Raw genomic sequence first — 20,745 nt, forward strand, 5'->3', positions numbered from 1 at the left:
CTTTCCGCGGGCAAGCCTTGCAACATAACAGGGATCCCGGACGACCCATAACCCCGGCTCTCCGCCATAGCGTTGACGGACATCAGATGTCTTACCTATGGTCCGAACCGTGTGACCTACGACACACGCTGGAGGGGCGATGCGGAGGGGCGGTCCTGCTCGGTGGGCGGCGCTGCTGGCACTGCTCGCCGCGTCCCTGAGCGGCTGCGGCGGTGGCGATGCCGGGGCGCCGGGCGCGCTCCAGTTCTGGCACTTCTACGGCCCGCCGGACAGCGCCACCGGCGGCCCCCTGGTCAAGCTGATCGGCGAGTACGAACGGGCCCACCAGGGCGTGGCGGTCGAGGTCAGGCACATCCCGTTCGCGGAGTTCAACCGCACGCTGCTGCAGGCGGCGGCCGGGCGCGAACTGCCCGACGTCGCGCTGATCGGAGCCACCGCCACGCAGGCCATGGCCGAGGCCGGCGTCATCCAGGACCTCACCCCGCGGGTCTCCGCCTGGGGCGGGCAGACCGAGTTCCTGCCCGCGAGCTGGAATACCACCCAGGTCGGCGGCAAGACGTACGGCCTGCCCCACGTCGCCGACAGCTACGCGATCTACTACAACACCGAGATCTTCCGCCGGGCCGGGGCGAAGCCGCCCACGACCTGGGCCGAGCTGAGCCGGACGGCCGCGAAGCTGGCCCGCGACGGCCGGCAGGGCCTGGCGATCAGCGGGATCGAGGGTGAGGAGGGGGCCACCGCGCTGGTCATCCGGCTGCTCGCGGCGGGCGGCGACCCGGCCAGGGTGGACACCCCGCAGGGTCGGGCGGCCCTGGGCGACATCAAGGCCATGGTGGACCGCGGGGCCGTCTCCAAGGGGATGCTCGGCTGGAACGAGGAGGACGTCAAGAACCAGTTCGCCAACGGCCGGGCGGCGATGATGATCAACTCGGCCACCTACGTGAGCACGCTCCGCACCGAGAACCCCGATCTGAAATGGGACGTGGCGCTGCTGCCCGGCGACGTCCGGCACGCCACGTTCCTGGCCGCGGAGAACCTGACGATCACCTCCGGCAGCGCGCGCCCGGAGGCCGCCTGGGACCTGCTGACCTGGATGCAACGGCCCGACGTGCTCGCCAGGTACCTCCCCGTGCGCAACAAGCTGCCCGCCAGGACCGACGTGCCCGACGACGGCGACGAGATCCGCGCGGTGTTCCGCGAACAGCTCCGGTCGGCCTGGGCCCCGACCGGCGCGCTGGCCCGCAACTCCACCGAGGTGTTCACCCACGTCCAGGGGGCGCTGCAGGCCGCGGTCAGCGGCTCCGTACCGGTGGACCGGGCCCTCGCCGACGCCCAGCGGAAGATCGACGAGGCGCTGACCCGGTGAGGCGCTCCCGCGCCCGGCCAGGGCGGCCGCGCGTACCGCCGGTGGCGTACGTGTTCGTGCTGCCAGCCGTGCTGTTCATGGTCGCGACGGTGCTCTATCCGCTGGCCTTCACCGTCGATCTGAGCTTCCGCGACGTCGGGCTCAGGGAGATCGTGGCCGGGGGCGGCGCGTTCGCCGGGCTGGCCAACTACCGGGCCGAACTGGGCGGCGCCGAGTTCCGCTCCGCGCTGTGGACCTCCATGGTCTACACCGTGGTCAGCGTGGCGCTGTCGTTCGCCGCCGGGCTCGCGCTCGCGGTGTTCCTGAACCGCAGGTTCCCCGGCCGCGGCCTGCTGCGCTCGGCGCTGCTGGTCGCCTGGGTGCTGCCCACGGTCGTCAGCGCCAACATCTGGCGCTGGCTGCTGGACGGCACCTACGGCCTGCTCAACACCGCGCTGCGCGGCCTCGGGCTGCTCGACGCCGACGTGTTCTGGCTGGTGCAACCGGCCACCGCGCTGGCGTCGGTCATCGTGGCCACGGTGTGGTCCACCGCGCCGTTCGCGATGATCCTGCTGCTGGCCGGGCTGCAGAGCATCCCCGGCCCGCTGTACGAGGCGGCCACCATCGACGGAGCCGGGTCCTGGCAGCGGTTCTCGCGGATCACGCTGCCCCTGTTGCGGCCGGTCAGCGTGACGGTGCTGCTGCTGCTCTTCGTCACCACGTTCAAGACCTTCGACACGATCTACCTGATGACCAGGGGCGGCCCCGGCGACGCCACCACGATCCTGCCCATCCACGCCTACCTGGAGGCGTTCTCCTTCTTCCGGTTCGGCACCGGGGCCGCGGCCACCACGATCATGCTGCTGATCCCTCTGGCGCTGAGCCTGTTCTACTTCCGGGCGCTGCGCAGGGAGGAGGTCGCGTGAAGGGGTCGCGGGCCTGGCTGAGCACGGTGCTGGGCGTGGCCGTGGCGGGCGCGTACCTCGTGCCGGTCTACTGGATGGTGGTGACCTCGCTGAAGGAGCCGGGCGACATCTTCGCCACGCCGCCCCGGCTGGTGCCCGCGCCCGCCACCCTGGGCGCGTACACCGGCAGCGTCCTGGGCAGCCCCGGGGTGCTGCGCGGGCTGGCCAACAGTACGATCATCGGCCTGGCCACCACGCTGGTCACGCTGGCCCTCGCGCTGCCCGCCGCGTACGGCCTGGCCCGCTTCCGCGTCCGGTTCGCGGGCTCGGTGCTGCTGCTCTTCCTGGTCGCGCAGATGATCCCGGCGATCAACGTGGCGCTGCCGATGTTCGTGACCTTCAGCCGCCTGGACATGGTCAACACCTACGCGGGGCTGGTGCTGGCCAACTGCTCGCTGGCGCTGCCGCTGGCGGTGACCGTGCTGCGCCCCTACTTCCTCACCGTGCCCGGGGAGGTGGTGGAGGCCGCGCGGGTGGACGGCTGCGGCCACTGGTCGGCGTTCTGGCGGGTCGCGCTGCCGGTTTCGACGCCGGGGATCGTGACCGTGGCGGTGGTGAGCTTCCTGGGGGCGTGGGGGGAGTTCGTCTTCGCGCTGTCGCTCACCACGCGGGAGGAGATGCAGCCGGTCAGCGTGGTACTGGCCGGGCTCACCAACGCCTTCGGCACCCGCTGGAACGACGTGATGGCCGTCTCCGCGGTCGTCGCCCTGCCCATCTTCCTGGCGTTCCTCTTCCTGCAACGGTTCGTCGTGGGCGGGCTGACCGCCGGGGCGACCAAGGGCTGAACCACTACGAGCGAAGGACACCCCATGCACCACCCACCCAGCGCCGGCCTGGAGATCTGGGCGGCCACCCCGACCCCGTTCGGGCCGGACGGCGAGCTGCGCCCCGACGTCGTCGGCGAGCAGGCCCGCCACCTGGCCGAGGCCGGGGTGAACGGCGTCTTCGTCGGCGGGACGACCGGGGAGTTCGCCGCGCTGTCCACCGCCGAGCGGCTGGAGCTGGCGGCGGCGTGGGCCGCGTACCGGCCGCCGGGGCTGCGGCTCGGCGTCCATGTGGGGCACACCGTGCTCGGCGAGGCCACGGCCCTGGCCCGGCAGGCGGCGGAGCGCGGCGCGGACATGATCGCGGCGGTGGCCCCGTACTACGGCTCGCCGTCCGGCGTGGAGGCGGTGGTGGACCACCTGGCGGAGATCGCGGCGGCGGCGCCCGGCGTGCCGTTCTGCTACTACCACGTCCCGGAGATGAGCGGCCTGCGCGTCCCCGCCTCCGCCGTGACCGCCGCCGCGGCCAAGCGCATCCCCGCGTTCGGCGCGGTCAAGTTCACCGACGGCGACCTGCTGGAGTTCGCCCGCACCCAGGAGGTCTCCCCGCACGTCCGGGTCTACTTCGGCAGGGACGAACTGCTGCCCGCCGCGCTCGGGATGGGCGGGCGCGCGGTGATCGGCAGCCTGTACAACTTCCTGGCCCCGGCGGCCCGCGAGGTGTACGCGGCGGCGGTCTCCGGCCGCCTGGACGACGCGATGCGCCTGCACCGCCCGTTCCGCGAGGTGGCCGCGGTCGCCGCCAGGTACGGCGCGCTCCCGGTCGTCAAGGAGCTGACCGCCCTGCTCGGCGGGCCGGACACCGGGCGCTGCCGGTCCCCCTGGCACCGGCTCGACGGCGCGGCGCTGGACGACGTACGCGGGCTGGCCGACCGGCTCGGGGCGCCGGGAAATGCCGCAGACCAATAGGCACACCGAAGTATTCGTATTTATCGGCACGCCGAAAATCGGATAGGGAGAATTTCCGGATACCTGTTAAAGACCTACGGCATGGCCTCGTGGACTTTTCCCCACCGGTGCGATGTCATTTTCCTCGCTACCCCCCAAGACGCGAGGAGAGAGATGAGCATTCGGCAAAGAGCGGGCCTTTCCCGGGCGGCCCACAGCGACGCCGGCCGGGACGCGCGAGTGAAGGACCGCCTTCGCCTCCCGTACGGGAAGGGTTCCAGGCGGCGGGCCGCGGTGCTGGCCGCCGCGCTCCCCCTGGCGTTCGTGACCACCGTGGCCACCGTCGTACCGGCCGCCGAGGCCGCGCCCGCACGGGTCCGCATCACCCGTTTCCTGGGCGAGCAGACGCTCGCCCACAAGCTGCAGTTCCAGAACACGACGTTCGGCGGCATTTCGGGGCTGGACCGCGACCCGCGCACCGGCACCTGGTACCTGCTGTCCGATGACCGCTGGCGCTATCAGCCGCCGCGTTTCTACACCGGGACCCTGGACATCGACCGCAAGACCGGGAAGTTCAGCGGGGTCAAGCTGACCGGTGTGGCCTCGCTGCGGCGGCCCGACGGGTCGGGCTATCCCGAGTACGGCAAGGCCGGTTCCCCCGACCCCGAGTCGATCCGCTACGACCGGTTCAGCGGGCGGCTGCTGTGGAGCAGCGAGGGCGACCGCTCCGGCGGGACCACCACCGTGCCCGTCTCCCCGCTCAGCGTGCGCTGGACGGACAAGAAGGGCACCGAGACCGGTGAGCTGCGGGTGCCGGGCAACCTGACCATGACCAACGGCGACACCGGCCCGCGCCGCAACTTCGGGTTCGAGGGACTGACCTTCACCCCGCACGGCATCGCCGCGATCGTCGAAGGACCGCTCCACCAGGACGGCGAGCCGGTGACCGCCGAGCACGGCGCGCCGGCCCGGATCACCCTGTGGAGCCGCGGCGGCACGCCGAAGGGCCAGTACGTCTACCCGCTCGACCCGCTGCCCGCCGCCCCCGAGCCGCCCGACGGCCAGTCCGACGCCGGGGTGTCGGAGATCCTGGCCATCGACGACCACCGCTACCTTGCGCTCGAACGCTCCTGGCGAGAGGGGCGGGGCTACGCGGTGAAGCTGTACGAGATCGACCTGCGCCGCGCGACCAACGTGCTGCGCCGGGACAGCCTGGCCACCGGCCCGGCGTACCGGCCGGTGGCCAAGCGGCTGGTGCTGGACCTCACGGCGTTCCGCGAGCCGGTCCAGAACCTCGAAGCCCTGGCCTTCGGCCCCCGCCTGGCCAACGGCCAGTGCACGGTGGTGATCGGCTCCGACGACAACTTCTCCGCGGAGGAGACCACGCAGTTCCTGGCGTTCGCCGCCAAGGGCTGCTGACCTACCCGTGGATCACGCCGCCGCGGCGGTGCGCAGCGCGCGATAGAGCAACCGCGGGTCGCCCAGCCGGTGACGCAGCAGCTTTTCCAGGCCGCCGATCGGCGTGAGGTTTTGAGGGGCCCGCGGATCTTTGTAGTCGACCCCGGCGAGCTGCGGCAGGGCCAGCGTGATCGAGTCGGCCAGCTCGATCACCTCGTCCGGCCGCAGGTCGGCCCCGGCCTCGCAGCGGGCGACCCCGGCCCACGGGGTCGCCGACCGGGTCGGCAGCCGGACGTACCAGGCGTGCCGCCGCCAGCTCGTGCCCATCAGGAAGATCGGGGTGCGCTGCCCGGGGGCGAGCGCCGACACCACCGCCGCCTGCGGGGGCGGCAGGTAGGCGGTGTGGTGGGTCTTGATGTAGCCGACCGTGCGCGGCAGGTGGGTACGGCCGCGCAGCGGGCCGTCCACCAGCAGCAGATCCTCGGCCCCCGCCTGCCGCCGGTGGTGCACGGCCAGCTCGACCTCCAGTTGGGTGACCTGCCGCTGCAATGCCAGCGACAGCTCGTCCATGCCGGCGTCGGCGGCGGGCAGCGCCTGGTAGACGGCGGCCGGGGTTTTCACCTCGGACGCGTGCGGCGCGGCGCTGAACACCGACCGGCGCACGTCGATCGCGGCCAGGGAGGCGCCCTCCGGGCCGCACCTGACGATCCCCGCCGCGTAGGAGGCGGCGATGCCGGGTGCCGGCGCCGCGCCCCGCGAGTCGTGCATCCACACCCGGGCGTCGATCCGGCGCACGCCGTCGGCGACCAGCAGCACGCCGGGCGGGGCGGCGCCGGGGCCGGGGCCGACCGGCCGCCAGTCGGCCGCGGCCAGCTCCACGTCGAGGTCGAGCTCGGCGCTGGTCGCGCCCAGCTCGGCCAGGGCCTCCTTGCTGAGCGCCGCCGCATAGCCCGGGTCCCACGGGTCGACGCTGAACCGCGATTCGCTGATCGTCGTCGTCATGACACCACTCTCCGCAGGTGCGAGCCCTGGCCGTCGCGGCTGACCTCGAAGCGCACCGGCACCCGGTCGGCGAGCGCGGGCACGTGCGTGACGACTCCGACCATCCGGTCGTTGCCCGCGGCCAGGCGTTCCAGTGTGGTGGCCACCGTGTCGAGGGTGGCCGGGTCGAGCGTGCCGAAGCCCTCGTCCAGGAAGATGGAGTCCAGGCTCCTGGCGGCGGTCGCGGCGAGCCCGGCGACCTGGCTCGACAGCGCGAGGGCCAGGGCCAGCGCGGCCTGGAAGGTCTCCCCGCCGGACAGCGTGCGGGCGCTGCGCCGCAGCCCGGCCTCGGCGTGGTCGATGACCTCGATCTCGCCGCGCTCGCCGAGCACCAGCTCGTACTGGCCGCCGGACAGGTCGCTCAGCGTCACCGACGCCTCGGCCACCAGCAGCGCCAGGGCCTCCGCGCACAGCCACCGCTCGAAAGCGTTGGCCCGCAGCAGCAGGGTCAGCTCGTGCGCCACCTGCTCCTCGCGTTCCTTGGCCGCGGCCTGCTCGGCCAGCTCCTTGGCCTGTACGCGGTTCTCCCTGACCCGGGCGAGCCGGTGTTCGGCGTGCACGACCGACCCGGCCAGCGTCTCGTGGATGGCCTCCGGCGTGGCGTCGGCCGCCACCTGGACCTCGTGCCCGGCCAGCCGGGCCACCAGGGCCGAACGCTCCTGGTCGCGGGCCCGCTCGACGGCCGCCAGCTCGGCCTCCACGCCGCCCAGCGCCTTGCGCTCGGCGGCGGCGGCCTCCTCCCGCCAGGACAGCAGGGAGGTCCAGGCCGCGTGCAGGTCGGCGCGGTCGATCGGCGGGGCGCCCAGCGCGACCACCCGGTCGCGGGCGGCGTCCACCTCGCGCCAGGACCGCTCGGACTTCTCCCGCAGCTCGGCGGCCCGGCGTTCGGCGCGGGCCAGCTCGCCCCTTGCCGTACGGGTGGCCCGGCGGGCCCGCGCCAGGCGGTCTTCGGCGGCCTCGATCGCGGTCAGCTCCGCGGTCACCCGCGCCCGGTCGGCGGCGGCGGCCCGGGCGGCCAGCACCGCGAGCTGGTTCTCCAGCTCGTCGGCCTTCTGCTTGACCCTGGCGGCCTCGACCTCGGCCTTGCGGCGGTCGGCGCGGGCGCGTTCGAGGTCGGCCCCGCGGGCGCGGACCGTGCGCTCGGCCGCGCCGAGATCGGCGGGCGCGGCGTGGTGCGGCAGCTCGGTGATGGCCCGCAGGCAGGTCGGGCAGGGAGCGCCGACGGCCAGGCGGCTCGCCAGGTCGGCGGCGGCGTGGGCGTCGCGCAGCCGTTCGCGGTCGCGCTCGGCGTCGGCGAGCGCCGCCCCGGCCCGCTGTTCGGCCTCCGCCAGCCCGGCCGCCCCGGTGGCGGCGGTCGCGGCGGCGCTCCTGGCCGAACCGAGCGCGCGGGCCACCCGTGCGTGGTCGTCCACGGCGGTGAGCAGCGCGGTCAGCGCGGCCTTGTCACCGAGCGCGGCACGCTCGTCATCGGCCCCCTGCTCGGCCTCGGCCAGCTTGGCGACCTCGGCCGACATCCGGGCCAGCGCCTCGGCGGCCTGCCGCACGGAGTCGGCGAGGGTGGGCACGTCGGGCGGCATGGCCAGGGCGGTCAGGGCGGTGAGGCGCTGGCGGGCCGACGTGCGTTCCTGGCGCAGCGCCGCCGCCGCGTCGTCGCGCTCGCGCAGCGCCCGCAGGTCGCTCCTGGCCCGCTCGGCGAGGCCGCGCAGCGACTCAAGGCGGGCCGCGGCGGCCTGCTCCGCGGCCTCGTCGGCGTCGGCCAGCCGGGCCAGGCGGCCCCGCGCGAAGGCGGCGGCCTGCTTGGCGGCGTCCTCCTCGCGCACGGCGCGCTGCCGGATCCGCTCATAGACGTCGGCGTCGAGCAACTGGACCAGGAGGTCCTGGCGCTCGCGCGGCTGGGCGTGCAGGAACTCGGCGAACCGGCCCTGCGGCAGCACCACGCACTGGGTGAAGAACCGGTATTCCAGGCCGGTGACCCGCTGGACCTCGGCGGTGACCGCGTCGCCCTCGGCGATCGGCCGCAGCACCGCGCCCATCAGGTCGTCCAGCCCGGCGGTGGCGGGCACGGCCGGGTCGAGTTCGTCGAGCCTGGCCTCCTTGGTGTGCACCCGGCCCTTGGCGTCGCGCTGCAGGGCGCGGACCACGCCGTGGCGGCGGCCCGCGCTCTCGAAGACCATGGCCACCTTGCCGGAGGCCGCGGACGGCGCGAGCGCGTGCGCGATCACGTTCTCCCTGCCCCAGCGGGGGACCGTGCCGTACAGGGCGAAGCAGATCGCGTCGATGACCGTGCTCTTGCCCGCGCCGGTCGGACCGACCAGGGCGAAGTAGTCGACGTCGGTGAAGTCGATGGTGAGCGGTTCGCGGAAGCTGCCGAAGTCGGCGAGGTGCAGGCGCAGCGGGCGCATCAGGTGGTCACCTCGTCATAGAGCCGGTCGAACAGCGCGGCGACGTTGTCGTCGTGCCGCCCGGAGGCGGTCAGGTAGTCGCGGAACAGCTCCCTCGGGCTGCGCCCGGCCGCCCCCTGCCCGGCCGGGCGCACCGGGCTGGTGGGGCGGAACCGCTCGTCGAGCACGACATCGATGGCACCGGGCAGGATCTCCCTGACGGTGTCGGCCAGGCCGGGGCGGGGTTTCTCCTCCACGATCACGCGCAGCCAGGTCTCGGTGTCCACCAGGTCGGCGGCCACGGCCTCCAGCCGTTCGAGGGTGCCGCGTACGGTGGCCAGCGCGCGGGGCGCGTCGAAGGCGACCTCGCGCACCACGGCCGGACGGCCGGGCTCGACGGTGACCAGCAGCGCGCCGGGCGCGTTGGCCTCCTCGCCGAAGTCGACGGCCAGCGGCGAGCCCGAGTACCAGATCGGGCAGGGGCCGGGGATCTGCTGGCGGCGGTGCAGGTGGCCGAGCGCGGCGTACTGGGTGGTGGAGGGGAACGCGGCGGCCTCGAAGTAGTAGGAGAAGATCGACTGAGCCTCTCGCTCGCCGCCGCCGAACTTCCCGCCGGGCAGCGTGCCGTGCGTGGTGACCAGGTTGACGGTGTCGGCGGCGAAGCCGGCGGTGAGCGCGCCGATCAGCTCGCCGATCCGGCCCGCGTAGTCGCGGTTGTGGTCGGCGGCGGTGCCGGCCAGCACCTCGGCCGCGCGGATCACGTACCGGTGGGACAGGAACGGCAGCACCGCCAGCCGGACCGGCTCGCCCGAGCGGGCGGTGAAGGACAGCGTGCCGCCCGCCTCCGGACGCCGGAAGCCGCCCACCACGTGGATGCCGAGCTTGCCGAGCACCGGCCGGTAGACCTCAAGGAGCTGCGGGTTGTCGTGGTTGCCCGCCAGGACCACGACGTCGCGCCCGCCCTCGCGCAGCGCCATCAGCGCGGGCAGCACCAGCCCCTGCGCGTCGGGGGTGGGGGCGGAGGTGTCGAACAGGTCGCCCGCCACGACCACCGCGTCCACGTCCTCGCGTCTGGCCAGCGTGACCAGCTCGCGGAGCACCGCGCGGTGCTCGTCCAGCCGGGAACGTCCCTTTAGGACCTTGCCGACATGCCAGTCGGCCGTGTGCAAGATCTTCATCGTGTTCCTCAGAACGGGGGGATGTCGTCTTCCGGCGCGGTCCCGGGCAGCCCGGCGAACGGGTCGGCCGGTCGCGCCGCCGTCGTCACCGGCAGCGGCGCCGCCTCGGCCGGGCGGGTCGCCCAGGCCGGGAACGGGAAGGTCACCGTGAGCGGCACCGGGATCTCCGGCTGGGCGACGAACATCGTGCCCGGCTTGGCGATGGTCGCCCGCTCCCTGGCGGCCGGGGGCAGCCAGCCGTACTCCGAGCGGGCGGCCTCGGCCGCGTCCAGCCGCCCGGCGACCCTGACCGCGCAGTTGGCGACGATCCGGCGCTCGACCTCCGAGGCGGTCTGCTGGGCCCCGATCAGGATCACCCCGAGGGAGCGTCCGCGCTCGGCGACGTCCAGCAGGATCTCCTTGATCGGCGAGTCGCCCTCGCGCGGGGCGTACTTGTTCAGCTCGTCGAGCACCACGAACAGCAGCGGGCGGGCCGAACCGGTGCTCTCCTTGCGGGCGAACTCTCCGCGCAGCACCACGCCGACCACGAACCGCTGCGCCCGCTCCGGCAGGTTGTGCAGGTCGACGATGGTGACCTGGGCGTCGGAGGTGCGGATCGAGTGCGCCGCAGCGGCCGGCAGGTCGCCGCGGACGATCGGCGACAGGGGCCTGACCGCGCTGCGCAACCGGCGCAGGAACGCGTTGACCGTGCCCAGCGGCACCTGCGCGCCCGCCCACACCGCGCGGGTGGCCTCGTCGGCGAGCCGCTGGTCGATGACCTCGACCAGGTCGGTGAAGGTGCGGATGGCGGGGGTGGCCTCGCCGTCGGGAGTGCGGATCAGCACCGCCCCGCCGTCGCCGACCGGCTCGGCCCACGCCCGCAGCCTGGCCGCGACCTGGCCGACCAGCATGGAGTACTGGGCGCGCTCGTCGTCGGCGTCGGCGAACACGAACCGCAGCAGCTCCTCGCGGCAGAACTCGTGCAGGGTCCAGTAGTAGGAGCCGACCCCGTGGGTGCGCGAGGAGACGTGCGGCACGCCGTTGGGGTCGCCGGGCCGGGGCGGGGCGAAGACGTGCACGCTCTGGAACGGCTTGGCGGGCAGCCCCAGCCGGTCGTAGGCGCGGATCGCCTCAGAGTCCAGCCGGGTGTTCGCGTGGTCGAGGAACAGCAGGTCCTCGCCCTTGACCGAGAAGATCAGCGCCTTGGTGTTGGCGGCCTCCGCGCCCAGGGCCGGAGAGTTGAAGATCGAGTAGACCAGGAAGGTCGCGAAGGAGGTCTTGGTGGCCACGCCGGAGACGCCGGAGATCGACACGTGCGCGCCGCGCGTGCCGTCCAGGAAGTCGAAGTTGACGTACATCGGGTGCCCGTCGCGGCCGAGCCCGATCGGGACCTTGCGGTCCATGACGTCGAAGTAGAGCGCCTGGTCGCGGTCGGCCGACCCGGCCTTGTAGACCAGCGCGCCGGGCAGCGGCGGCACGAACACCTCGGGCTCCACCCGGGTGACGCGGACCTCGGCGACCTCCACGACGGCGGCGGGCAGCGCGCCCTCGGCGATCAGGAAGACGTCGGAGTCGTAGGTCGCCCCCTCGTGCCGCGCCTCGACCGCCGAGACCACCCCGGCCACCAGGACCGGGCCGTATCCGGGCACGTCTCGCCTGGTCACCACGACGTCGTCGAGCTGGGCGATCCTGCCGGGCGTGAAGCCGACCCAGAACGACAGCGGTGAGGCCGCCTGGGTGCCGAGCACCCGCCCGACGGCCTCCCCCGGCTCGGCGTCACCGCCGGCGAGGACCGGGGCGTCGTCGATCACCAAACCATCCCCCAACCAATGAAATTGCGCTTATGCGATGAAATAGTCGAATTTACTGGCGTCGCCGAGCGTTCTCTCCAGTGTTCTGATCACCTTACGGTGATCGTCATCGGGACCGGACATGTAAAACGGCTTTCCGTCCCGCCCGAAAGTGATCGCCGAAGGCCCTTCCCACGGCCCGAGGTGATCGGCGCAGCGCGCGTAGTCCTGGTGCGGCTCGAAACCGAGCCCGCGGGCGTACTCGACACCGCCGAACACCAGGTCGGCGGCCAGCTCGATCGGCGCCTCCGTCCACCCCGCGGAGTAGTCGCCGAAGAAGAACTCCCGCCAGCGGCGCAGCTCCAGCTCGCTCATCACCTGCGGCCCGAACGCGTTCTTCGCCCCCAGGCAGTAGGTGTCCACCAGATAGCCGCAGACCAGCGTGTTGTCGTAGCCGTGCCGCCGGGCCACCAGCACGCTGACCATGCCCGCCGCGCGGTCGCCCTCCGGCGCGGGGTCGGGCCACTGCCGCGAGGCGTCGATGGTGAGCCCCACGCTCCACCCGGCGCTCACCCAGCACCCCACCAGCTCGGCCCGGCCCGGCCCGGCGTCACCGGCCGCCTTCTCCGCCGCGACGGCCCGCACCAACGGCGCCACGACCGCCGGGGAGACGCCGAGCGCCCGCGCGATCTCCTTGGGCGATCTGCCCTGTCCGCGCAGCTCGCGGACCTCGCTCAACAACTCTGCCGTGTCCAAGGAAGCCTCCATAGATGCGCGAGCCTATCGAGGGCCACCGACAGCGGACCACCGACACCGCGGGATTGTCGGTGCCGCCCTCCATGATGTGGGCCCATGGGACTCGCCATCGTCGTCGGCATCCTCGGTGCCGTCGACGGCCCGGAGGTCCGGGCCGAAATCACCGCCGACTTATCCGCCCTGCGGCGCCTGCTCACGCTGGCCGGGCTGCCCACCTGGCACGAGCCACCGTCGCCCGGGGAGGAGCATCCGGCCGAGTACGAGATGTACGGCTACCGTGGGCTGCACCACCTGCGCAGGCTCGCCGTCCATGTGGCGCACGCCGGGATGCTGCCGCCGCCGCTGGCCGCGGGCGGCGACCCGGCCGCCGATCCGCTGCTGCGCGCCGCCTACGACGGCGAGCCCGACGGCGGCGGGTTCGACCACCTGGTCCACCACAGCGACGCCGAGGGCTACTACCTCCCGGTCGATTTCGCCGACGTCCTGTACGACGACTCGATCACCGGCGCGTACGTCGGCTCCTCCCCCCGGCTGCTGGCCGAGTGCGAGCGCCTGGCCGCCATGCTGGGGCTGCCCGCCGGTCTCGACCCGTGGTCCGCGGAGGTGGAGGAGGCCATCGAGAGCGAGGGCCCGGCCGCCCCGGGGTGGCGGGGTTACGCGGTCGAGTCGTTCACCTGCCTGCAGCTCATCAGTGCCGCCCGCCGTTCCGTGACCACCGGCGCGGCCCTGGTCTTCTGCTGATCTCCCCGCCCCGGCTCACCCCGGGAAGCGGACGTACTCCGGCGGGACGTGCCCCACCAGCCAGACCCCGTTGTCGCTGACGTGGAACTCATGGCCCGCCGTCCGCATCGCCGCCGCGTCCACCACCAGCACCACCGCCCGGCCGCGCCGCGCGCCCACCCTGGTCGCGGTCTCCCGGTCGGGCGACAGGTGGACGTGGTGGCGGTTCATCGGGCGCAGCCCCTCGGCGCGGATCGCGGCCAGGTTGCGGCCCACGGTGCCGTGGTAGAGGACGGCGGGCGGCGGCACGACCGGCAGCCCCAGGTCGATCGGCACCGAATGCCCCTGGCTCGCCCTGATCCGGCCGTCCTCGATGACGTAGCGCCGCTTGTCGTTGTCGGCGACGACGCGTTCCAGTTCCTCCCGCGCGATCGGGAACCCGTGCGCGGCGGCGGCGTCCAGCAGCGTCTCGACACCGACCCCAGCCGTTCGGGTCCAGCTCGATGCCGATCCGGCCGGGCTCGTGCCGCAGATGTCTGGCGAGATATTTCGAGATCCGCACGAATCGGCGGTCGTCCATCATGCCGCCATTTTGTCGGACCGCGCTGCTTACATGGGCGCGTCCATCGAGATCGGCGAGGGCAGGGGCCGGGCAATGACATCAGTGACATTTCGTGACGAGACCGCGAGCGGGAGGCCGCTGGAGGAGTTCACGCTGCCCGGCCTGCCCACGCGGATCTCCGCGCGGGAGCTCGTCCGCCTGCGGGTGCGCGAGGAGGTCGCCCGGCACAACGCGGCTCCCAGGCCGCGCCGCACCGGCCTGGTCCGGCCGCTCGACGCGGAGACCGAGCTGAACGGCCCCGGGAGGGGCGAGCCGCGCCCGATCGACTGGGAGCGCCGGGCCGACGCGGCTGAGGCGGCCTTCGCCCGCAACGGGTTCATCCTGCTGGCGGGTGAGCGTCAGATCGAAGACCTCGACGAGGAGATCGACCTGACCGCCGACCCGGTGATCTCCTTCGTCAGGCTCGTCCCCCTGGTCGGCGGGTGATCGACGGCACGGCCGGGGGCGCTAGGTTGGGAGGGTGCTGAACGCGGCATTCGTGCTGGACCCCGCGGTGTTCGACGACGTGTACGGGCCGTCGCTGGACCGGCTGCGGCGCGTCGCGCGGGTGATCCACGGCCCGGCCGCCGAGCCGGGGCCCATGGCCGAGGTCGATGTCCTCTGCACGAGCTGGGGCGCGCCACGGCTGGACGCGGCGCTGCTGGCGGCGGCCCCGCGGCTCGCCCTGGTGCTGCACGCGGCGGGGTCGGTGCGGGCGTTCGTCACGCCGGAGTTCTGGGCGCGGGGCGTTCCGCTGGTGTCGGCCTACCGGGCCAACGCCGTGCCGGTGGCCGACTTCACCGCCGCGCAGATCGTGTACGCGCTCAAACAGGGGTGGCGGCACGTCCTGGCCGCCAGGGAGCGGCGGGCCCCGGTCGCGGCGCTGCCCGCGCCGGGCACGTACGGCTCGCGGGTCGGCCTGCTGTCGCTCGGCGCGGTCGGTCGGCTGGTGGCCGACCGGCTCGCCGCGCTGGACGTGGAGGTGGTCGCGCACGACCCGTACGCCGACCCGGAGACGGCGGGCGTCCCGCTGACCGGGCTCGCCGAGCTGTTCGCGACCTGCGACGTCGTCAGCGTGCACACCCCGCTGCTGCCGGAGACGGCCGGGCTGGTCGGCGCGGACCTGCTGCGCTCGATGCGCCCGGGGGCCACCCTGATCAACACGGCCCGCGGCCGGATCATCGACGAGCCCGCCCTGGTCAAGGTCCTCACCGAGCGGCCCGACCTGTTCGCGGTCCTCGACGTCACCGACCCCGAACCTCCCGTGCCCGGCTCGCCGCTGTTCACCCTCCCCAACGTGGTCGTCACCCCGCACCTCGCGGGCAGCCTCGGCCGCGAACGCGCCCGCCTCGGCGCCCTGGTCACCGACGAGCTGGAACGCTTCGCCACCGGCCTGCCCCTCCAGCACGCCCTCACCCGCGAAAGCGCAGAAATCCTCGCCTGACCACCACCCGTGCGCCGACCGGAACCACCAGCGGTCGAACGGCCCACCGACGTCAGACCGACACCGCAGGTCGCATGGCGTGCCCGTGCCGGCTATCCGGCGTGGTGGTCCGCTCTTTCGCGGTCGTCGTGGTCGCGGGCGGTGAGGACGGTGGTGATGCCGTCCTCTTCGTACCGCGTGAAGCGGTCCTCGGCGGCGGTGACCCGCTCGCGGACGAGGCGGACCATGGCGGCCGGGCCGAGCAGTGGGCCCGCGTCCACGATCCTCGGGTCGTCGGGGATCGGCGGGCGTACGAAGGCGGCGGGCAGTACCGCGACGGACTCCGCGCCGAGCCGCAGGCAGCGGTCCACCCCCTCGGCCAGGTCGGGATCGCCGCCGAGCAGGGCGACCTCGACCATGTCGGCCCCGTCGCGGACCAGCCGGGCCACCCGGAACAGCTCGGCGTCCGCCTCGGCCGAGGCCGCCGGGGCGACCAGCAGCGCGGCCCGCCCCTTGGCGGCGTTCCCGCGGGCGGCGGCGAGCAGCAGGCTCACCAGTTCGGGTACCTCGCACAGCGGATCGGTGAGCAGCAGTTCGCCGCCGCGGCGTCCGCGCCGGGCCCAGGCGAGCGTCTGGGCGGCGTCCCTGACCAGGTCGGGGTCCCTGCCCAAGGTCATCGGGACGACCGCCACCGGCGTCGGCGTCGCGAGCACGGCCGACAGTTCCCGGCCCGGGGCGACGGCCTCCGGCTCCAGCCCGCCCAGGGCCCGGCCGTACCCGCTCTCGTGCCCGCCCGCCAGGACGACGCGGCGCGTCACCGGGTCGGCGCGGTACGGTGCGCGCATCTCATCCGCCGATCGGGCCGTGCGCACGGACCGCGGCCGCGCTGAAGCCGAGCTTGAGGTACATGGGACGCTCCTTGTCAGGATGGTCTGCGGATCTTGGCGAACATCGGGACGGCCGCCAGGAAGGTCCAGGTGACCAGGACGAACGGCCAGGTCAGCGCCGGGCCGCCGACCGGTCTGAAGAGCGCGGCGACGCCCGCGGTGACGACCACCGTGGCGATGGCCCCGAGCACCGCGTACAGCACCCCGTGTGGCGTGAGCGCCACGAACACCCCGGCCAGGGCGATGGCCGTCAGCACCGGGTTGTAGCCGTAAAGGCCGGCCCCGATGTCGGTGGCGGGGGCCCCGAGGATCACCGCGACGATGATCCCGATGGCGCTGCCCGCGACCGCGGCGATGGCCGCGACCCGGCTGGCGACCAGGAGACCGATCAGGAAGACCAGCCCGGCGTACCACTTGTCCTGGAAGAACACCTGGCCGATGCCGTTGAGCAGGCCCTGCCAGACGTCCGTGAAGGTCAGCGCGGCCGTGGGCCGCGCGGAGACGGGTGCGGGCGGGAGCCGCGCGTCCCAGACCCGCGCGAAGGCGGGCCCGCCGATCATCACGAGCGAGGTGACCACGCAGAAGGGCGCGGTGAGGGCCGGTACGTTGTAGGGCGCGAGCAGTACGGTGAGCGCCGCGGTCACCACCGCGCCGAGCACCGACGCGGCGATCACCAGCATCAGGGCGACCCAGCCGACCTCGAAGAACAGCGCCACGGCGACGCCGATCAGCGTCCCGTTGAACCCTTCGAGGCCGATGGTGATGCGGTCCCTGGCGACGCCGAGGACCCACGCGGTGACGGTCGTGACGAACGCGCCGATGAGGGCGAACACCGCGAACTGCCAGCCGCCCAGCAGCAGCGCGAGCAGGAACAGCAGGGCGGTCCAGACGTTGTTCTGGAACTCGACCTGGCAGACGCCGCGCAGCGTGGCCAGCGGCAGCTCACGCGGCTGCACGCCGTTCTGGTGATCTGTGGAATTGGCGGACACGTGGCCGGACTCCGATCGATGACTGGATCTTCGACACCCTCCGGCACCCCGGCCCGCAGGCACACGGGTGCGCGGCGGCGTGCCCCGGCCGGTGAGCCTGGGGCAAATGTCTACTTTTAGACCGACTGTCGGATTCCTCCCCTGCCGTCCGCCGAGCAGTCCGGCGGCGGGCGATTCCGCGCGAAGGTTTTACCGGGCCTTCACCGGCGCTGCTGGAGGTAGTAGAGCCAGACCAGCGACGGGACCAGCAGCACCGCCCCGGCCGCCACGCTGGCCAGGGTGGCGGTGAGCACGGCGGAGGTCGCCGCGGCCTCCCGGTAGCCGAGGGACGGCGGGAGCATCAGCGGGTACTGGGCGACCGCCCACCCCCACAGCACGGCGGTCACCGCGAGCGCGGAGGCGACGCGGGCCGGCCCGAAGCGCCGCAGCCAGAGCAGGACCAGCGCCGCGACGCCCGCCAGCGCGGAGGCGATCACCAGCGGCAGCGCGCGGCCGGTGAGCCCGGCGAAGAGCGCGGGCGCGTCCACGCGCAGCACGCCGATGCCGCCGAGCGCCACGACGCCCATCGCCACCCCGGTGACCAGGGCCCGCTTGCGGAACTCCGCGGCCAGGCCCGCCTCGCCCGCCCGCCTGGCGTCGTCGCACAGGTAGGCGGCGGCCAGGTACGCGCAGACGCCCACCGCGAGCACCCCGCCCAGCAGCCCCGTGGGGTTCAGCCAGCTTCCCACCAGGTCGCCCGCGGCCAGTCCGGGCGGAACCCGGCCAGAGGCGATGGCCCCCGCGACCGTGCCGAGGAAGAAGGGGGTGAAGACCGAGGACAGCGCGAAGACCGCGCCGAACAGCCGCCGTTCCCACAGCCGCTCGCCGACCTTGCGGAAGGCGAAGGCCGCGCCGCGCGCGATGACGCCGAGCGCCACCAGGGTCAGCGGTATGTACAGGGTGGACATCACCGCGGCGAACACCCCGGGAAAACCCGTCCACAACACCACGATCACGAAGATCAGCCAGACGTGGTTCGCCTCCCACACCGAGCCGATCGCGTGCTCGATCAGCCGCCGCCTCGGCACGCCCGCCGTACTCCCGCCGGACAGCAGGTCCCACAGCCCCGCGCCGAAGTCCGCGCCGCCGAACAGCGCGTACAGCGTGAGTCCGGCCCACAGCACCCCCAGGGTGAGCTGGGCGGGCTCGGTCACGAGGGCACCTGTCCCGGTTCGGGCTGCGGTTCCTGCGGGGCGAGCGGCCGTTCGCCGCCGGCCAGCCGGCGCAGCACGTACACCGTGACGACGGTCAGCACCACGTACACGGCGGACACGATCAGGAACCCCGCCCAAAGGCCCGGCGCGGGATTGACGGCGTCGGCCGTGCGCATCCTGCCGTACACGATCCACGGCTGCCTGCCGACCTCGGTCACCACCCAGCCCGCCTCGACCGCGACCGCCGCGGCGAGCCCCGACAGCGCGGCCAGGCGCGGGAACCAGCGGGAACGCGGCAGGTCGCGCCGCCGCCACCAGGTCAGCGCGAACCACGCCGACAGCGCCAGCAGGAAGAACCCGATCCCGACCATGAGGTCGAAGGCCAGGTGCACGACCGTCACCGGCGGGCGGTCGGCGGGCGGCACCTCTGAGAGTCCGCGCACCACCGTGTCCGTGCTCTCGCCGACCAGGATCGAAAGGGCCCCGGGGATCTCCAGCCCGTACCGCAGTTCTTCGCCGGTCGCGAACCCGCCGATCGTCAGCGGCGCGTCGGGGCCGGTGCGGTACAGCCCCTCCATGGCGGCCAGCTTGACCGGCTGGTAGTGCGCCAGGAAGCGGGCGGCGAGGTCGCCCACCAGAATCTGGAACGGTGTGACGATCGCCGCGACGGTGAACGGGATGGCGAATCCAAGCCGGTGGTAACGGTCCCGCCGTCCGCGCAGCATCGCCACCGCGTACACGCTCGCCGTGGCGAACCCCGCCACCATGAACGCCGCGAGGATCATGTGGACGGTCTGCGGCGGCGTCGCCGGGTTGAACATCGCCGCCCACGGCTCGACCCGGGTGATCCTGCCGCCCTCCAGGGTGAAGCCGCGCGGCTGGTTCATCCAGGCGTTCGCGGTGACCACGAAGAACGCCGAGGCCACCCCGGCGACCGCCACGGGCACGAGGGTCCAGGCGCGCACCGCCGGGGAGAGCAGGCCGCCCGTGTAGAGGTAGATCCCGATGAAGATCGCCTCGATGAAGAAGGCGAACCCCTCCAGGGCGAAGGGCAGGCCGATGACCTCGCCGTACAGGCCCATCATGCCGGGCCACAGCAGGCCCAGCTCGAAGCTCAGGATGGTGCCGGAGACCGCGCCGACCGCGAAGAGCACGCCGGTGGTGCGGGCCCAGCGTTCGATGAGCCTGCGGCAGTCGGGGTCGCCCCGGCGTACCGCCCGCCACTCGGCGATCAGCAGCAGCACGGGCATTCCGACGCCCATGCAGGCCAGCACGATGTGCCAGCCGAGCGACAGGGCCATCTGGAGGCGGGCCGCGACGAGGTCGGCGCCGGCGGCCGGCCCGAGCGCGTCGATCGCCGCCCGCACGATGCAGTGGGGCACCACCGGCGGATTCCCGACGGCCGGTCGGCGCACTCTCCCGGGGCGCGGATGAAACGGTAAAACCCGCGCCGCGCCGGAGATGAAACATCACACAACAGAGCGGATTCCGGTTAAAATCCGTACACCTCGTGATCGGACGATCACGACTGTGGGGGGACGGAGCACGAATGATCGAGCGCGAGCACGCTCCGCCGGAGATCAACACCAACGTGCCGAGCGTCGCGCGGGTCTATGACCACTTCCTCGGCGGCAAGGACAACTACGCCGCCGACCGCGAGGTCGTCGCCGAGGTGATCAAGGCGATGCCGCCCGGCTGGCGCCCCTCGACCAGCGCGCTGGACAACCGGGCGTTCCTGCGCCGGGCGGTCCGGTACCTGGTGCGGGAGGGGGTCCGGCAGTTCCTGGACATCGGCTCGGGCCTGCCGACGCAGGGCAACGTCCACCAGGTCGCCCAGGCGGCGCACCCCGACTGCCGCGTGGTCTATGTGGACAACGACCCGATCGTACTCGTCCATGCCAGGGCGCTGCTGGCCCGCGATCCCGGCACCACGGTCATCACCGCCGACGTCCGGCGTCCCTCCGAGATCCTGGACGATCCGGTCGTCCGTGACTTCATCGACTTCGAGCGGCCGGTGGGGCTGCTGCTGGTCGGCATCCTGCACCACATCCTCGACCACGAGGATCCTCGCGGCATCGCCCGCCGCCTGGTGGCGGGCGTGCCGCCGGGCAGCCACCTGGTCATCTCCCACTTCCGCGATCCGGGGCCCGAGCATCCGGAGGAGTCCGCGCTGGCCGCCCGGCGCGAGCGGATCTTCACCGAACGGCTGGGCGTGGGCCGCTGGCGCACCCAGGAGGAGATCGTCTCCTTCTTCGGCGACCTTGAGCTGGTCGAGCCCGGCGTGGTGCCGCTCCAGGAGTGGCGGCCCGAGCCGTTCGACCTGATCGACAAGCACGAGATCTACCACACGTTCGTCGGCGGGGTGGGCCGCAAGCGCTGAGGCCGGG

The 20,745-nt window shown here is 73.3% G+C and carries 19 protein-coding genes; 9 read left to right on the forward strand and 10 right to left on the reverse strand.

Features of this window, described 5'->3' with window-relative positions:
- Positions 1 to 139 precede the first annotated feature (139 nt).
- The 5 genes from DP939_RS20110 to DP939_RS20130 all read left to right on the forward strand — a co-directional run bounded on the left by DP939_RS20110 (position 140) and on the right by DP939_RS20130 (position 5,441).
- A complete protein-coding gene (locus tag DP939_RS20110) occupies positions 140 to 1,366 on the forward strand; it encodes an ABC transporter substrate-binding protein (protein ID WP_113982284.1) in 1,227 nt (408 codons plus the stop codon).
- Positions 1,363 to 2,271 carry a carbohydrate ABC transporter permease gene (locus DP939_RS20115; protein WP_199565282.1) on the forward strand — a complete coding sequence of 303 codons (909 nt, stop codon included), beginning with the start codon at positions 1,363 to 1,365 and terminating at the stop codon, positions 2,269 to 2,271. Before DP939_RS20110 ends, DP939_RS20115 begins: the two co-directional genes overlap by 4 nt.
- On the forward strand, positions 2,268 to 3,095 hold the full coding sequence (locus DP939_RS20120) for a carbohydrate ABC transporter permease (RefSeq protein ID WP_199565283.1): 828 nt from the start codon (positions 2,268 to 2,270) through the stop codon (positions 3,093 to 3,095). Before DP939_RS20115 ends, DP939_RS20120 begins: the two co-directional genes overlap by 4 nt.
- A gap of 24 nt (positions 3,096 to 3,119) precedes the next feature.
- The gene (locus tag DP939_RS20125; protein ID WP_113982285.1) at positions 3,120 to 4,043 is read left to right on the forward strand and encodes a dihydrodipicolinate synthase family protein; all 924 of its coding nucleotides are present in this window, start codon (positions 3,120 to 3,122) and stop codon (positions 4,041 to 4,043) included.
- A gap of 153 nt (positions 4,044 to 4,196) precedes the next feature.
- Complete coding sequence (locus DP939_RS20130) at positions 4,197 to 5,441, forward strand: esterase-like activity of phytase family protein (RefSeq protein ID WP_113982286.1); 1,245 nt, start codon at positions 4,197 to 4,199, stop codon at positions 5,439 to 5,441.
- Between the two features lie 12 nt (positions 5,442 to 5,453).
- On the opposite strand, the gene DP939_RS20135 is transcribed toward DP939_RS20130, so the two are convergent.
- The 5 genes from DP939_RS20135 to DP939_RS20155 are packed head-to-tail and all read right to left on the reverse strand — an operon-like array spanning position 5,454 to position 12,545.
- Positions 5,454 to 6,422, reverse strand: a complete 969-nt coding sequence (locus tag DP939_RS20135; RefSeq protein WP_113982287.1) for a hypothetical protein — start codon at positions 6,420 to 6,422, stop codon at positions 5,454 to 5,456.
- Entirely contained in the window at positions 6,419 to 8,863 is a 2,445-nt protein-coding gene (locus DP939_RS20140; RefSeq protein ID WP_113982288.1) for an AAA family ATPase, read from the reverse strand. Before DP939_RS20140 ends, DP939_RS20135 begins: the two co-directional genes overlap by 4 nt.
- Entirely contained in the window at positions 8,863 to 10,020 is a 1,158-nt protein-coding gene (locus DP939_RS20145) for an exonuclease SbcCD subunit D (protein ID WP_113982289.1), read from the reverse strand. The genes DP939_RS20140 and DP939_RS20145 overlap by 1 nt, the downstream gene beginning before the upstream one ends.
- Before the next feature lie 8 nt (positions 10,021 to 10,028).
- The gene (locus DP939_RS20150; protein WP_225878384.1) at positions 10,029 to 11,810 is read right to left on the reverse strand and encodes an ATP-binding protein; all 1,782 of its coding nucleotides are present in this window, start codon (positions 11,808 to 11,810) and stop codon (positions 10,029 to 10,031) included.
- A 30-nt stretch (positions 11,811 to 11,840) separates the two neighbouring features.
- On the reverse strand, positions 11,841 to 12,545 hold the full coding sequence (locus DP939_RS20155) for a helix-turn-helix domain-containing protein (protein ID WP_225878385.1): 705 nt from the start codon (positions 12,543 to 12,545) through the stop codon (positions 11,841 to 11,843).
- 96 nt (positions 12,546 to 12,641) lie between these two features.
- On the opposite strand from DP939_RS20155, the gene DP939_RS20160 reads away from it, so the two are divergent.
- Positions 12,642 to 13,286 carry a hypothetical protein gene (locus tag DP939_RS20160; RefSeq protein ID WP_113982290.1) on the forward strand — a complete coding sequence of 215 codons (645 nt, stop codon included), beginning with the start codon at positions 12,642 to 12,644 and terminating at the stop codon, positions 13,284 to 13,286.
- A 15-nt stretch (positions 13,287 to 13,301) separates the two neighbouring features.
- Here DP939_RS20160 and DP939_RS20165 read toward each other — a convergent pair whose 3' ends face one another.
- Complete coding sequence (locus DP939_RS20165; protein ID WP_318656300.1) at positions 13,302 to 13,811, reverse strand: RNA 2'-phosphotransferase; 510 nt, start codon at positions 13,809 to 13,811, stop codon at positions 13,302 to 13,304.
- 67 nt (positions 13,812 to 13,878) lie between these two features.
- Between DP939_RS20165 and DP939_RS20170 the strand changes: the two genes are divergently transcribed.
- Positions 13,879 to 14,313: a hypothetical protein gene (locus DP939_RS20170; RefSeq protein ID WP_225878386.1), complete on the forward strand. Its 435-nt coding sequence runs from the start codon at positions 13,879 to 13,881 to the stop codon at positions 14,311 to 14,313.
- A 34-nt stretch (positions 14,314 to 14,347) separates the two neighbouring features.
- Positions 14,348 to 15,310: a hydroxyacid dehydrogenase gene (locus tag DP939_RS20175; RefSeq protein ID WP_199565284.1), complete on the forward strand. Its 963-nt coding sequence runs from the start codon at positions 14,348 to 14,350 to the stop codon at positions 15,308 to 15,310.
- A gap of 92 nt (positions 15,311 to 15,402) precedes the next feature.
- Here the strand turns inward: DP939_RS20175 and DP939_RS20180 are convergent, their stop codons facing one another.
- The 4 genes from DP939_RS20180 to DP939_RS20195 all read right to left on the reverse strand — a co-directional run bounded on the left by DP939_RS20180 (position 15,403) and on the right by DP939_RS20195 (position 19,743).
- Positions 15,403 to 16,134: a sirohydrochlorin chelatase gene (locus DP939_RS20180; RefSeq protein ID WP_113982291.1), complete on the reverse strand. Its 732-nt coding sequence runs from the start codon at positions 16,132 to 16,134 to the stop codon at positions 15,403 to 15,405.
- 77 nt (positions 16,135 to 16,211) lie between these two features.
- Entirely contained in the window at positions 16,212 to 17,165 is a 954-nt protein-coding gene (locus DP939_RS20185) for an urea transporter (protein ID WP_225878387.1), read from the reverse strand.
- Positions 17,166 to 17,365: 200 nt separating this feature from the next.
- Positions 17,366 to 18,358: a cytochrome d ubiquinol oxidase subunit II gene (locus DP939_RS20190; protein ID WP_113982292.1), complete on the reverse strand. Its 993-nt coding sequence runs from the start codon at positions 18,356 to 18,358 to the stop codon at positions 17,366 to 17,368.
- Positions 18,355 to 19,743 carry a cytochrome ubiquinol oxidase subunit I gene (locus DP939_RS20195; protein WP_225878388.1) on the reverse strand — a complete coding sequence of 463 codons (1,389 nt, stop codon included), beginning with the start codon at positions 19,741 to 19,743 and terminating at the stop codon, positions 18,355 to 18,357. The genes DP939_RS20190 and DP939_RS20195 overlap by 4 nt, the downstream gene beginning before the upstream one ends.
- Positions 19,744 to 19,907: 164 nt before the next feature.
- On the opposite strand from DP939_RS20195, the gene DP939_RS20200 reads away from it, so the two are divergent.
- The gene (locus DP939_RS20200) at positions 19,908 to 20,738 is read left to right on the forward strand and encodes an SAM-dependent methyltransferase (protein WP_113982293.1); all 831 of its coding nucleotides are present in this window, start codon (positions 19,908 to 19,910) and stop codon (positions 20,736 to 20,738) included.
- The last annotated feature ends 7 nt before the right edge of the window (positions 20,739 to 20,745 follow it).

Source organism: Spongiactinospora rosea (genome assembly GCF_003315795.1).
GTDB classification, from domain to species: domain Bacteria; phylum Actinomycetota; class Actinomycetes; order Streptosporangiales; family Streptosporangiaceae; genus Spongiactinospora; species Spongiactinospora rosea.

Bases quoted from the DNA above. Each gene is read 5' to 3' on its own strand.
- DP939_RS20110 (WP_113982284.1), top strand. From the start codon at position 140: ATGCGGAGGGGCGGTCCTGCTCGGTGGGCGGCGCTGCTGGCACTGCTC.
- DP939_RS20125 (WP_113982285.1), top strand. From the start codon at position 3,120: ATGCACCACCCACCCAGCGCCGGCCTGGAGATCTGGGCGGCCACCCCG.
- DP939_RS20130 (WP_113982286.1), top strand. From the start codon at position 4,197: ATGAGCATTCGGCAAAGAGCGGGCCTTTCCCGGGCGGCCCACAGCGAC.
- DP939_RS20135 (WP_113982287.1), bottom strand. From the start codon at position 6,422: ATGACGACGACGATCAGCGAATCGCGGTTCAGCGTCGACCCGTGGGAC.
- DP939_RS20140 (WP_113982288.1), bottom strand. From the start codon at position 8,863: ATGCGCCCGCTGCGCCTGCACCTCGCCGACTTCGGCAGCTTCCGCGAA.
- DP939_RS20145 (WP_113982289.1), bottom strand. From the start codon at position 10,020: ATGAAGATCTTGCACACGGCCGACTGGCATGTCGGCAAGGTCCTAAAG.
- DP939_RS20160 (WP_113982290.1), top strand. From the start codon at position 12,642: ATGGGACTCGCCATCGTCGTCGGCATCCTCGGTGCCGTCGACGGCCCG.
- DP939_RS20170 (WP_225878386.1), top strand. From the start codon at position 13,879: ATGGGCGCGTCCATCGAGATCGGCGAGGGCAGGGGCCGGGCAATGACA.
- DP939_RS20180 (WP_113982291.1), bottom strand. From the start codon at position 16,134: ATGCGCGCACCGTACCGCGCCGACCCGGTGACGCGCCGCGTCGTCCTG.
- DP939_RS20200 (WP_113982293.1), top strand. From the start codon at position 19,908: ATGATCGAGCGCGAGCACGCTCCGCCGGAGATCAACACCAACGTGCCG.